Below are 12,526 nucleotides of genomic sequence, written 5' to 3' on the forward strand. Positions count from 1 at the left end.
GAGGAGGACGAATGAGCACGATCGTGATCCCCGGGGCCGCGCTCGCCGTCGAGGTGAGCGACGAGGGCGGCCACCCGGTGGTGCAGCTGCACGGCCTCGCCTCGAGCCGGGCCCGGGAACGGGTGCTGGACCTCGATCTGGGATGCGGTCTGAGCGGGACCAGACTGCTGCGCTTCGACGCGCGGGGGCACGGTCGCTCGAGCGGGCGCGCCGTGCCCGAGGACTACCGGTGGCGGTCTCTCGCGGAGGACCTGCTGCGCCTGCTGGACGAGGTGTTCCCCGGCGAGCAGGTGCACGGGGTGGGACCGTCCATGGGCGCCGCGACGCTGCTGCACGCCGCGGTGGCCGCGCCGGACCGGTTCAGCGGGCTGACGCTCATGATCCCGCCCACGGCGTGGGAGACCCGCGTCGCCCAGGCCGAGACCTACCGGGCGGCCGCCGCCCTCATCGAGGAGCACGGGCTGCGCCGCTTCGTCGAGGCCGCCGCCGCGATCGCCGAGCCTCCGCCCACGATGGTCGGCGCTCCGGAGGGATCGCCCGAGGTGCCGGAGGACCTCCTGCCCTCGGTGTACCGAGGAGCGGCGCTCAGCGATCTGCCGTCCCGGGAGGAGATCGCCCGGCTCCCGGTGCCGACCTCGATCCTGGCCTGGGTGGAGGACCCGAGCCATCCGCTCTCGACCGCCGAGGCGCTCGTGGACCTGCTCCCGCAGGCGACCCTGCAGGTCGCCGCGACTCCGCACGAGCTCTCCGGGTGGCCGGCGGTGCTCGCGGCCGACGTCGCCGCGAGCGCTCGTCGCCGCTCCCTCGCCGCGTCCTGACCTGCGGCGGACATCGTGTCTCAGCGGTCCTCGCGGCGCCCGAGCGTCGTCACCGGAGCGGCTCCGGGCCGCGCCCACTGCGGGAGCGGTCTGCTGGTCCCGCCCCAGGTGGGCGTCCCCTCCGCGTCGGTGCGCCAGGACCAGCAGGCGTGCCGCCCCGCGGGCCAGCCCTCCGGCGTCTCCTCCCACTCCTCGCCGCGGCCGTACGGGGTCATGTCCAGCAGCCCGAGCGAGTAGTTCACCCGCTCGTTGCCGCGCCCCGTGGTGCGGTAGGTGAGGAACACCCGGTCCCCGTCGCGCAGGAAGCTCGCGAGGTGCCCCATGTCGCCGCCGATCGGCGCGGGTGCCTCGCGCGCCGAGTACCAGGGCACCCGCTTGTAGCCCATGAAGGTGGTGAAGGGGTGGACCTCCTCCCAGCGTCCGGTGGTGAGGATCGCGAGCGCCACCCCGTGGGCGTGCAGGTAGGTGGAGTCGTGGAGATGCCAGGCCGTGGTGGTGCAGCCCTCGCACTGCCCTTGGTGCGGGGCGCCGTCGTGCCACATGTGCTGGTAGACCACGAGCTGGTCGTGCTCGCCGAAGAGCGAGGTGAAGGGCACCGGTCCGACGGGGCCCACCACCTCCGCGCTCCCGTCGATCTCGACCATCGGCAGGCGTCGGCGGGCGGCCGCGATCGCGTCGCCCTCGCGGGTGTGGGCCTTCTCCCGCACCAGCAGGTGGTCGCGGGCGGCCTGCCAGGCCTCCATGTCGACCACGGGCGGTCGGCCGGTGACGTGCTCCGAGGTGGTGTCCATCGTTCATCGCTCCCATGCGGTGCCGGGCGGTCGGACCAGGTGCGTCGGCACGTACTCGAGCAGCTGGAGGCCGCCGTCGAAGGTGCGCGAGTGCACGAGCTCGAGGGCGAAGTCCTCGAAGCGCTCCCAGATCCGCTCCAGACCGGTGCGGCCGGTGATGACCGGGAACAGGACCACGCGGAAGCGGTCCACGAGCCCGGCCCTCAGGAGCGAGTGGCTGAGCCGGATGCTGCCGGTGGTGGTCAGCGGCGCGGCGGCGGTGCGCTTCAGCTCGCGCACCGCCTCGACCGCGTCGGTGCCGATCAGGGTGGTGTTCGGCCAGCTGAGCGGTTCCTCCAGAGTGGTGGAGAAGACGATCTTCGGCGTCTGCTCCATCTGCGCGAAGCTGGCCCTCTCCTCGGCGGAGATGTCGATCTGCCGGGCCTGCTCGGCCATCTGCGACATCAGGCGGTAGGTGGTCGCGCCCATCAGGGTCACGGCGTCCGGCTGCTCGCCGAGCCAGTCGAGGTACTCCTGGCTCTGCAGCCCCCACCAGCCGGGCCAGCCCTCTCCCCCGGCGCAGCCGTCGAGGGACAGGATGAGGTCGACCAGCAGCTGCCCGGCGCCGACGGCCGGGGCCTTCACGTTCGCATCGCCCATGGCGATCGCTCCTCGGGCAGGTCCTCCTCGGCGGGCGCCGAGGACGGCTCCCCTCCAGCCAAGCACTCCTGCGGCGCCGCGTCCATGGCCGACGCGACTCCTGGCCGACGCGGTTCCAGGCCGACGCGGCTCCTGACCCAAGCGGTCCCAGGCCGACGCGGTTACTGACCGGCGTACGAGGTCAGGAGATCGCCGCCTGTTGACAGGTGCGTCACGTCGGCGTGGAATATCCCCACCGTCCCTGCGCGACTCGTCCTAGTGTCGTCGAGCGTCGGCGGTCGGCCCCGTGCACAGCGGCGTCCCGCCTCCGGCACCCTCTCCCCCGTCGGGCCTGCTCGCACGTGCGATCCGGTCCGCGCCGCTCGCACGTCGTTCGAAAGGACCGCGATGACTGACGCCGCCGACGTCTCCCCGCCCACGGGCTCCCCCGGCCCCGGGAGCGATCCCGGCGGCGCCCCGCCCACGAGGGCGGCGCACTCCCCCGTGAACTGGCCGGTGTTCCTCGGCACCGCCGCCGTGATCGTCGCCTTCGTGCTGTTCGCGGCCTTCTGGCCGGACACCGCCGAGACCGTCATCTTCGGTGCCATGGGCTGGGTCGCGACGAACTTCGGCTGGTACTACGTGCTCACCGCGACGATCGTGGTCATCTTCGTGCTGATCGTGGCGTTCTCCCGGGTGGGGCACACCCGGATGGGGCCCGACCACTCGCTGCCCAAGTACAACCTGTTCACCTGGGCGGCGATGCTCTTCGCCGCCGGCATCGGCGTGGACCTGATGTTCTTCGGCATCTCCGGCCCCGCGACCAACCTGCTCACCCCGCCGGAGTTCCCGGCGGGCTCCGAGGAGGCCGCCCGCATGGCGCCGCTGTGGACGATCTTCCACTACGGCATCCCGGGCTGGGCGATGTACGCCCTGATGGGCATGGCCTTCGGACTGTTCGCCTACCGCTACCACCTGCCGCTGTCCATCCGCTCCGCCCTGGCCCCGATCTTCGGCCGGCGGATCCACGGGGCCGTCGGCCATGTCGCGGAGATCGGGGCGACGATCGGCACCATCTTCGGCATCGCCGTCTCCCTGGGGATCGGCGTCGTCTTCCTGAACTACGGACTGGCGGCGCTGTTCGGGATCCCGACCTCGATCGGCGTGCAGATAGCGCTGATGGCGCTGGCCGTGTTCATCACGGTCCTGTCCACCGTCTCCGGCGTGGACAAGGGGATCCGCCGCCTCTCCGAGCTCAACGTGATCCTCGCGATCGTGCTGATGCTGTGGGTGCTCTTCTCCGGCAGCACCCACCACCTGCTCAACGCCCTGGTCCAGAACATCGGCGACTTCTTCTCCCGCTTCCCCGGGATGCTGATGAACACCTTCGCCTACACCGAGGGCTCCGCGGAGCTCGGCTACCCGGCCGAGCAGTGGATGACGGACTGGACGCTGTTCTTCTGGGCGTGGTGGATCGCCTGGGCGCCGTTCGTGAGCCTCTTCCTGGCGCGCATCTCGCGCGGCCGCACCCTGCGCCAGTTCGTGATCGGCGTGCTGCTGATCCCGTTCTCCTTCATCCTGCTGTGGGTCTCGATCTTCGGCAACGCGGCGCTGAGCTTCGCGGGCGACGAGGAGTTCCTGGACCTCGCGGTCAACCTGCCCGAGTCGGGCTTCTTCAACCTGCTCGAGCAGTACCCGGGTGCGGTCTTCACCGTCTCCCTCGCCGTGGTCACGGGACTGTTCTTCTACGTCACCTCCGCGGACTCCGGCTCCCTGGTGATGGCCAACATGACGTCGAAGGACTCCACGACGGACTCCGACGGCGCGCCCTGGCTGCGCATCGTCTGGGCCGTGATCACCGGCGTGCTGACCCTGGTGATGCTGTTCATCGACGGCGTGTACACGCTGCAGGCCGCGACGGTGATGGTGGGGCTTCCCCTGTCGGTCCTCGTCTACCTGGTCATGGTCAGCCTGTGGAAGGTGCTGCGCACGGAGCAGATGAACCTCGAGTCCCGCCAGGCCTCCCTGCCCGCGCTGCTGACCAGCCGGGTGCGCGAGACCGGCAAGGGCGGCACCTGGCGCCAGCGGCTGCAGCACCGCATGACCTACGCCTCGTCCGAGCAGGCCACGGAGTTCGTCGACGAGGTCGCGGCCCCCGCGATCGAGGAGGTGGGCAGCGAGATCGCGAAGCTCGGGGCGGACGTCTCCTGCCATCGCGGATCCCACCCCGACAGCGGCCTGCCCTTCGTGGACCTCGTCGTCTCCTTCCCGGAGTCCGAGGACTTCAAGTACCAGGCCTACCCGGTGGCCTACTCGACGCCCAGCTTCGCCGCGAACCTCTCCGCGGTGAAGGACACCTACTACCGCATCGAGATCTTCTCCCGCCTGGGATCGCGCGGGCGCGACATCATGGGATACACGAAGGAGCAGGTCATCGCCGATGTCCTGGACGCCTACGACGCCCACATGATGTACCTGACCATGAGCCAGGAGCTCAGCACGGCCACCGGGACGATCCCCGTGACCGCACCGGACACCTGGATCGACACCGATCACATCGTCCCCGGCCCCCGCACGGCGGACACCACCGCGACCAAGGAGAGCCATGACTGACAGCATCGCCACCCTGTACATCGACGGGGCCTGGGCGCCCTCCTCCTCGGGCCGGACGCGCACCATCACCTGCCCGGCCGACGGGACCGAGGTGGGCGTGGTCTCCGAGGCGACCGCCGAGGACGTCGAGCGCGCCGTCCTCGCCGCCCGACGCGCCGTCGAGGAGGGCATCTGGGCCGACACCCCGGCCTCCCGGCGCGGGGACCTGCTGCTGAAGGTCGCCGACGCCCTCGTCGAGCGCAAGGACGAGTTCGCGCGCGCCGAGGCCCTCGACACCGGCAAGCGCCTGGTCGAGGCCGAGGGCGACATGGACGACATCACCGCCTGCTTCCGCTACTTCGGGAAGATCGCGGACCAGAACCCGGGCCGCCTGGTCGACGCGGGCGACGCCTCCGTCATCTCCCGCGTGGTGCACGAGCCGGTCGGCGTGTGCGGGATGATCACGCCCTGGAACTTCCCGCTGCTGCAGGCCTCGTGGAAGATCGCCCCGGCGCTCGCCGCCGGGAACTCCTTCGTCATCAAGCCGGCCGAGCTCACCCCGCACACCACGATCCTCATCATGGACGTGCTCGACGCGCTCGGTCTCCCGGCCGGGGTCGCGAACCTCGTGCTCGGCGACGGCGGCGTGGTCGGCGCCCCCCTCTCCTCCCATCCGGAGATCGACCTGGTCTCGTTCACGGGCGGACTGGTCACCGGGCGGAAGATCGCCGAGTCCGCCGCGCAGGGCATCAAGAAGGTCGCCCTCGAGCTGGGCGGCAAGAACCCCAACGTGGTCTTCGCCGACGCCGACTACGAGGCGGCGCTCGACAACGCCCTGAACGCCGGCTTCCTGGACTCGGGACTGGTCTGCTCGGCCGGCACCCGCCTGATCGTGCAGGACACCATCGCCGAGAGGTTCGTGGACGACCTGGTCGAGCGCGCCGAGGGCATCGTCATGGGCGGCCCGATGGACGAGGCGGCGGAGACCGGCCCGCTGGTCTCGAAGGAGCACCGCGACAAGGTCACCGACTACGTCACGCGCGGCATCGAGGCCGGTGCGCGCCTGCGCACCGGCGGGCACTGGGGCGGACCGGAGCACGAGAAGGGCTTCTTCTACGCGCCGACGGTGCTGGACCGCTGCACCTCGGACAATCCCGCCGTGGTCGAGGAGGGCTTCGGCCCGGTGATCACCGTGGAGACCTTCTCCACCGAGGCCGAGGCGATCGCGATCGCCAACGACACCGAGTACGGCCTGGCCGGCGCGGTGTGGACCTCGGACTCCGGGGTCGCGAACCGGGTCTCGCGGCGCCTGCGCCACGGCACCATCTGGATCAACGACTACCACCCCTACCTGCCGCAGGCGGAGTGGGGAGGCTTCAAGATGTCCGGCATCGGCCGCGAGCTGGGCCCTTCCTGTCTCGAGGAGTACACCGAGACCAAGCACATCTACGAGAACACCGAGCCGGCCGTCTCCGGCTGGTTCCCGCGCAAGAGCTGACCGACACCCCCCGAGAGGAAGCTGGAGACATGTCCTTGAAGGACCTCACGTCCGAGAACCCCGTCGCCGAGTTCGACTACCTCGTGGTCGGCGGCGGCTCCGCCGGCGCCGCGCTCGCCGCCCGGCTCAGCGAGGACCCCGCCGTCGACGTCGCCCTGCTCGAGGCGGGCCCCTCCGACCTCGAGCACCAGGAGGTGCTGCAGCTCAAGCGCTGGCCCGAGCTGCTCGAGTCCGGCCTGGACTGGGACTACCCGATCGAGCCGCAGGAGAACGGCAACTCCTTCATGCGCCACGCCCGCGCGAAGGTGCTCGGCGGCTGCTCCTCGCACAACTCCTGCATCGCCTTCCACCCGCCGGCGGAGGACATGGACCTGTGGGAGGAGATGGGCGCCGAGGGCTGGAACGCGCAGACGATCCTGCCGCTCATCGAGCGCCTGGAGACGAACCTGTCCCGCAGCGGGCAGGGCCACGGGACCGACGGGCCCGTGCACCTGATGGACGTGCCGCCCGAGGATCCGGTCGGCGTCGCGCTGCTGGAGGCCTGCGAGCAGGCCGGCATCCCGAAGGCCACGTTCAACGACTTCGAGACCGTGGTCAACGGCGCGAACTGGTTCCAGGTGAACCGTCAGGCCGACGGCACCCGCGCCTCGTCCTCGGTCTCCTACCTGCACCCGAACCTCGAGCGCGAGAACCTGCACGTCCTCACCGGCCTGCAGGTGATGCGGGTGCTCTTCGACGACGAGCAGCGCGCCACGGGCGTGGAGTACATCGACAACGCCTTCGACCGCTCCTCGCTCATGCACGCCCGACGCGAGGTGATCCTCTCCGCCGGCGCGATCGACTCCCCGAAGCTGCTGATGCTCTCCGGGATCGGTCCGGCGGACCACCTGCGCGAGGTGGGCATCGAGGTGCGCGTGGACTCCCCCGGCGTCGGCTCGAACCTGCAGGACCACCCCGAGGCCGTCATCTCCTGGGAGTCCACCCGGACGATGACCCGCGAGTCCACCCAGTGGTGGGAGATCGGGATCTTCTCCCCCACCGAGGAGGGCCTGGACCTGCCGGACCTGATGATGCACTACGGCTCGGTGCCCTTCGACATGCACACCCGCCGTCAGGGCTACCCCACCTCGCCGGAGTCCTTCGCGCTCACCCCGAACGTCACCCACGCCCGCTCGCGGGGCACGGTGCGGCTGCGCTCGATCGACTACCGCGACAAGCCGAAGGTCGACCCGCGCTACTTCACCGACGAGGACGGCCACGACATGCGGGTCGCGGTGGCGGGCATCCGCAGGGCGCGCGAGATCGTGGCGCAGAGCGGGATGGACGCCTACCGCGGCCGGGAGCTGTTCCCCGGCGAGGACGTGCAGAGCGACGAGGAGATCGCCGAGTACGTCGCGAAGACGCACAACACCGTCTACCACCCGGCGGGCTCCTGCCGGATGGGTGCGGTGGACGACGACATGGCGCCCCTGGATCCGCAGCTGCGGGTCAAGGGCGTCACGGGGCTGCGCGTGGTCGACGGCTCGGTCATGCCGCAGCTGGTCGCGGTGAACCCCAACATCACCACCATGCTGATCGGCGAGCGCGCCGCAGATCTGATCCGCGGCGAGCGGGCCTGATCGGCAGAGGGACGGTGTGCGGCGGGGCGGTCCCGAGCTTCGCGGAGGGACCGCCCCTGGCACACGAGAGCTGCTCCTCGAGAGCTGCTCAGCGGGTCACGTCGATGAGGAGCTTGCCGGAGGCCGAGCCCTCCCTGCTCGTCGCGAAGGCCGTCGCCGCCTCGGCGAGCGGATAGGTCCGGTCGATCTCGACGTGCAGGGCGCCGCTGGCGACCTTCTCGAGGAGCGTGCGCAGGCGCGGGCCGTCGGGGCGCACCCAGATCCAGCGCCCGCCGGTCTCCTCGACGGACGGGTCGGCGATCGAGATGTGTCGGCCGCCGTCCGCCAGCAGCGCGAGGGTCTCCTCGCGCATGCCGCCGACGAAGTCCGCGACGGTGCTCACGCCGTCGGGCGCGATCTCGCGCACCCGATCGACGAGGCCGTCGCCGTAGGCCACGGGGATGATGCCGAGGCCGCGGAGCTTCTCGTGGTTGCGGGCGGAGGCGGTGCCGATCACGGTGGCCCCCCGCTCCCGCGCCAGCTGCGCGGCGAGGTGCCCCACGCCACCGGAGGCGGCATGGATCAGCAGGGTGTCCTCGCCGGTCAGCTCCAGGGTGTCGAGGCTGCGCAGCGCGGTCAGCCCGGTCAGCGGCAGGCCCGCGGCGGCGTCGACGTCCACGCCGTCGGGGATCACCGCCACCGAGGTGGCGGGCAGCGCCACGTACTCGGCGAAGGTGCCGCCGTGGATGACGTCCTTGCGGCCGTAGGAGGCGACGCGGTCGCCGGGCGCGAGCTCGGGGACGTCGGGGCCGACGGCCTCGACCACCCCGGCCACGTCCCAGCCGGGGATGACGGGGAAGACCGCGTCGATGAGGGAGTCCAGGCCGCCGCTCATCACCTTCCAGTCGACGGGGTTGACGGCGGCGCGCTCCACCCGGATCAGCACGTTGCCCGGGCCGAGCGTGGGCATCGGGACGTCGCTGAGCTCGAGGGTGGAGGGGTCGCCGTACTCGGAATAGGTCATGGCACGCATGGTGGGGACAACGTGTCGCAGCGGCAGGACATTCCTGGCGTCCGCTCGGAGGTGGGGAGGCCGACGGTAGGCGTCGGCGGAGCTGCCACCGGCCCGCCACCTTGCATCCAGTGCAACTTCGCGCCTAGTGTCGAGGGCGAGGATCGGCGCCGACCCCTCGCTCATCGCACGGCCCCTGCGGGCCGGGCGCGCATCGGCGCGGCTCCGCGGGGAACGGGAGGGCGCCGGCGCGACACGACGAGCGGGGAAAGGATCCAGTGGCGATCGAGACGGGAGAGGTTCCGACCGTGGAGCAGAGGCACGGCGGGACCCCGCGCGAGGAGGTCTCCGCGCCGCTGGAGGTGAATCCGAACATCGTCCTGGCGGTGCTGGTCTCCGGGGCCTTCGTGGTGATCCTCAACCAGACCCTGCTGAACACCGCGATCCCGGTGTTCATGCGCGACTTCGACATCACCGCGAACTCCGCGCAATGGGTCACGACGATCTTCATGCTGGTCAACGGGATCATGATCCCGGTGACGGCGTACCTCATCCGGCGCTTCCCGACCCGCACCCTGTTCTTCGCGGCGATGGGGCTGTTCACCGCGGGGACCCTTCTGTGCGCCCTGGCGCCGGCGTACTCGATCCTGCTGCTGGGGCGGGTGGTCCAGGCGGCGGGCGGCGGCATCATCATGCCGCTGATGCAGACGATCCTTTTCGCGCTGTTCCCTCGTGACCGCCGCGGCCAGGCGATGGGGATGTTCGGGCTGGTGATCAGCTTCGCCCCCGCCCTCGGCCCCAGCCTCTCCGGCTGGATCGTGGACCACTTCCCCTGGCAGACCCTGTTCCTGATGATGATCCCCATCGCCGTGGCGGACATCGCGGTCGCGTACTTCATCCTGCGCGACGTCACCGAGAACACGCGTCCACGGCTCGACATGCTCTCGATCATGCTCTCGACCGTCGCCTTCGGCGGCCTCCTGTTCGGCCTCGGCAACGCCGGCAACGCCGGGTGGACGAGCCTGGAGACGCTCGTCCCGCTGGTCCTCGGCGCGGTGACGCTGGTGTGGTTCGTCCACCGCCAGCTGCACCTCGAGGAGCCGGTGCTCGAGCTGCGGGTGCTGCGTCACGGCCTGTTCACCCTCGGCACGGTGCTGGGGATGCTGGTGTTCATGGCGATGCTCGGCGGGATGCTGATGATCCCGCTGTACATCCAGAACATGACCGAGCACTCGGCCATGCAGTCCGGTCTGGTGCTGCTGCCGGGAGCGGCCGTCATGGGGCTGATGTCTCCCGTGACCGGGCGGATCTTCGACCGCTACGGGGCGCGCTGGCTCGCGCTGATCGGTTTCACGCTCGTCGCCGTGACCTCGTTCCTCCTCGCCGTCCTCACCCCGACCACCTCGATGGTGTACATCGCCGTGGTGAACGCGGCGCGGATGCTGGGCACGGCGATGGTGATCATGCCGGTGACCACCGCCGCGCTGAACCAGCTGCCGCGCCGGATGATCCCCCACGGCACGGCGGTGAACAACACCCTGCGCCAGATCGCCGCCTCGGTGGGCACCGCCGTGCTGGTCACGGTGATGACCGTCGCCGCTCTCGACCCCGCCGAGCACGGCATGCAGGGGCAGATCCACGGCGTGAACGTGGCCTTCGTGGTCTCCGGGGTGATCGCCGGCGCCGGCGTGATCGGCTCGATCTTCCTGCGCGGCACCCGGCCGCTGCCCGAGGTGGAGGGCGAGGACTGAGCATCGCGGGCTCATCGGGCCCGGCGGACCGGTCGGGCCCGGCGGACTCGTCAGGCCCGGTGGCTCGTCAGCCGTCGGTCCAGGACCGTACACTCGGGGCGTGACCGTGCTCACAGCCCCGATCGCGGAGGACCGCTTCTCCTCCGTGCTGCAGCGTGCGCAGGATCAGCGGGCCACCCTCAGCGTCGCCGATCTGGCCGAGCACGCGGGGTACAGCCCCTTCCACTTCACGCGGATCTTCACCGCCCGGCTGGGCATCGGCCCCGGGCAGTACCTCACGGCGCTGCGGATCGACTCCGCGAAGAGGATGCTGCTCGCAGCGGATGATCCGGTGATCGATGTGGCCAGCGCCGTCGGCTTCGACTCGCTCTCGAGCTTCAGCCGTCGTTTCCGCAGCACCGTCGGGGTCGCCCCCGGGCAGCTGCGCCGGCTCGCCGACCGGATCAGCGACCGCCCGCCGCGTCCCTTCGCGCTGCTGCGCCCGAGCCCGCTGGGAGTCCGGGTGCATCTCGAGCTGCCCGAGAGCGCCCAGACGCGCGGGGACCCCTCGGTCTGGGTGGGCTGGTATCCGAATCCGGCACCGATCGGGCTCCCCCGCTCCGGGATGCTCGTCTCCGGCGTCCCGCACGTGGACCTGCCGCTGTGCGAGGGGGCGCCGTTCCTGCTCGGCTTCGCGGTGCCCGCGCACGCGGACCCGCTCGACATGCTGGTGCCCGAGGCGCCGCTGGTGGCCGTGCATCCCGAGCCGCTCACGATCGCCGGCGAGGTGACGCTCGCGTTCGCCGACGCACGGGGAGCCTTCCGGCCGCCGCTGCTCTCGGCCCTGCCGAGTCTCTGCCGTCGCTGAGCGGAGGCTCTCGCCCGCAGCCGCCCTCACCCGGCTGCGCAGGATCGGACAAACCTTCGTGCACGGATCTGCCTAGCGTAGGAGCATCCCGGGCCACAGGCCCCGACTCCAGGAGGAATCATGTCCCGCAGCACCGGCACCAGCACCTGGCTCGACCTCAGCATCACCGACACCGACGTGGCGAAGACCTTCTACAGCGGTCTGTTCGGCTGGGAGTTCGAGGACCTCGGCGAGGACTTCCGCCACTACCACCTGATCCGCAACGACGGCGCCCTGGTGGGCGGCATGATGAACATCGCGGGCATGACCTGCCCGGAGGGCCGGCCGCTGCCCTCCGAATGGGGTGTCTACCTCGCCGTCGACGACGTCGACGCCCGCGCCGCGACGGCGAGGGCCGCCGGCGGCATGGTCGTGGTGGAGCCCGACGCGATCAGCGAGTACGGTCGGATGGCGGTCGTCCTGGACTCCACGGGCGCGCTCATCGGCCTGTGGCAGGCCGGAACGCTCGAGGGCTTCGAGTTCACGGGCACGCCCGGCTCGCCCGTCTGGTTCGAGCTGATGACGCACCGGTTCGACGAGGCCTCCGCGTTCTACACCGAGGTGTTCGACGCCCAGCTGGCGCCGATGACCGAGGAGATGTCCGACCCGGACTTCCGCTACTCGACCAACGGTCCGGGCGAGACCGCGAGCTGGGGACTCTGCGACGCGACCGGCGTGATGCCCGAGGACGCCACCGGGTGGCGCATCTATCTGGGCGTCGAATCCAGCGATGCGGCGCTGGCCCGGGTCGTGGAGCTCGGCGGGAAGGTGCTGGACGGCCCGACCCCCTCCCCTTTCGGGACCATCGCCACGATCGCCGACCCCGACGGCGCGACCTTCCAGATCAGCGCGATGAGCGAGGCCGCCCCCGAGGGCTGAGCGGGAGGCGAGGATCGCGAACGCGTCACCGGTCGACCTCCATCCCGTGCCGCCCCCTCGCCACGTGGCCCCGCTCACGAGGT

General features: G+C 71.0%; 10 protein-coding genes. 7 read left to right on the forward strand and 3 right to left on the reverse strand.

All coding sequences use genetic code 11. From position 1 onward, the window contains the following. Window positions 1-11: 11 nt before the first annotated feature. Complete coding sequence (locus ACT3SP_RS12535; RefSeq protein ID WP_444587627.1) at window positions 12-818, forward strand: alpha/beta fold hydrolase; 807 nt, start codon at window positions 12-14, stop codon at window positions 816-818. A gap of 20 nt (window positions 819-838) precedes the next feature. On the opposite strand, the gene ACT3SP_RS12540 is transcribed toward ACT3SP_RS12535, so the two are convergent. Next, on the reverse strand, window positions 839-1,609 hold the full coding sequence (locus tag ACT3SP_RS12540; RefSeq protein WP_444587628.1) for a DUF899 family protein: 771 nt from the start codon (window positions 1,607-1,609) through the stop codon (window positions 839-841). Between the two features lie 3 nt (window positions 1,610-1,612). Next, window positions 1,613-2,248, reverse strand: a complete 636-nt coding sequence (locus ACT3SP_RS12545; protein ID WP_444587629.1) for a dihydrofolate reductase family protein — start codon at window positions 2,246-2,248, stop codon at window positions 1,613-1,615. Window positions 2,249-2,635: 387 nt separating this feature from the next. Here ACT3SP_RS12545 and betT point away from each other — a divergent pair, with 387 nt between their 5' ends. From betT to ACT3SP_RS12560, 3 genes are read left to right on the forward strand one after another with little or no spacing between them, the layout of a single operon-like run. Further along, on the forward strand, window positions 2,636-4,840 hold the full coding sequence (gene betT, locus ACT3SP_RS12550; protein WP_444587630.1) for a choline BCCT transporter BetT: 2,205 nt from the start codon (window positions 2,636-2,638) through the stop codon (window positions 4,838-4,840). Beyond that, a complete protein-coding gene (locus tag ACT3SP_RS12555) occupies window positions 4,833-6,317 on the forward strand; it encodes an aldehyde dehydrogenase family protein (RefSeq protein WP_444587631.1) in 1,485 nt (494 codons plus the stop codon). The genes betT and ACT3SP_RS12555 overlap by 8 nt, the downstream gene beginning before the upstream one ends. A 29-nt stretch (window positions 6,318-6,346) precedes the next feature. Continuing rightward, a complete protein-coding gene (locus tag ACT3SP_RS12560) occupies window positions 6,347-7,936 on the forward strand; it encodes a GMC family oxidoreductase (RefSeq protein ID WP_444587632.1) in 1,590 nt (529 codons plus the stop codon). A gap of 88 nt (window positions 7,937-8,024) precedes the next feature. Here ACT3SP_RS12560 and ACT3SP_RS12565 read toward each other — a convergent pair whose 3' ends face one another. Continuing rightward, the gene (locus ACT3SP_RS12565; protein ID WP_444587633.1) at window positions 8,025-8,939 is read right to left on the reverse strand and encodes an NADP-dependent oxidoreductase; all 915 of its coding nucleotides are present in this window, start codon (window positions 8,937-8,939) and stop codon (window positions 8,025-8,027) included. Window positions 8,940-9,235: 296 nt separating this feature from the next. Here ACT3SP_RS12565 and ACT3SP_RS12570 point away from each other — a divergent pair, with 296 nt between their 5' ends. From ACT3SP_RS12570 to ACT3SP_RS12580, 3 genes are all read left to right on the forward strand, one after another. Next, a complete protein-coding gene (locus ACT3SP_RS12570) occupies window positions 9,236-10,678 on the forward strand; it encodes an MDR family MFS transporter (RefSeq protein ID WP_444587634.1) in 1,443 nt (480 codons plus the stop codon). 100 nt (window positions 10,679-10,778) lie between these two features. Next, window positions 10,779-11,525: a helix-turn-helix transcriptional regulator gene (locus ACT3SP_RS12575; RefSeq protein WP_444587635.1), complete on the forward strand. Its 747-nt coding sequence runs from the start codon at window positions 10,779-10,781 to the stop codon at window positions 11,523-11,525. Between the two features lie 120 nt (window positions 11,526-11,645). Continuing rightward, complete coding sequence (locus ACT3SP_RS12580) at window positions 11,646-12,443, forward strand: VOC family protein (protein ID WP_444587636.1); 798 nt, start codon at window positions 11,646-11,648, stop codon at window positions 12,441-12,443. Window positions 12,444-12,526: the final 83 nt, after the last annotated feature.

Source organism: Brachybacterium sp. AOP43-C2-M15, from assembly GCF_052446295.1.
Taxonomy (GTDB): Bacteria; Actinomycetota; Actinomycetes; order Actinomycetales; family Dermabacteraceae; genus Brachybacterium.

Bases quoted from the DNA above. Each gene is read 5' to 3' on its own strand.
- ACT3SP_RS12535 (WP_444587627.1), top strand. From the start codon at position 12: ATGAGCACGATCGTGATCCCCGGGGCCGCGCTCGCCGTCGAGGTGAGC.
- ACT3SP_RS12565 (WP_444587633.1), bottom strand. From the start codon at position 8,939: ATGACCTATTCCGAGTACGGCGACCCCTCCACCCTCGAGCTCAGCGAC.
- ACT3SP_RS12540 (WP_444587628.1), bottom strand. From the start codon at position 1,609: ATGGACACCACCTCGGAGCACGTCACCGGCCGACCGCCCGTGGTCGAC.
- betT (WP_444587630.1), top strand. From the start codon at position 2,636: ATGACTGACGCCGCCGACGTCTCCCCGCCCACGGGCTCCCCCGGCCCC.
- ACT3SP_RS12580 (WP_444587636.1), top strand. From the start codon at position 11,646: ATGTCCCGCAGCACCGGCACCAGCACCTGGCTCGACCTCAGCATCACC.
- ACT3SP_RS12560 (WP_444587632.1), top strand. From the start codon at position 6,347: ATGTCCTTGAAGGACCTCACGTCCGAGAACCCCGTCGCCGAGTTCGAC.
- ACT3SP_RS12545 (WP_444587629.1), bottom strand. From the start codon at position 2,248: ATGGGCGATGCGAACGTGAAGGCCCCGGCCGTCGGCGCCGGGCAGCTG.
- ACT3SP_RS12555 (WP_444587631.1), top strand. From the start codon at position 4,833: ATGACTGACAGCATCGCCACCCTGTACATCGACGGGGCCTGGGCGCCC.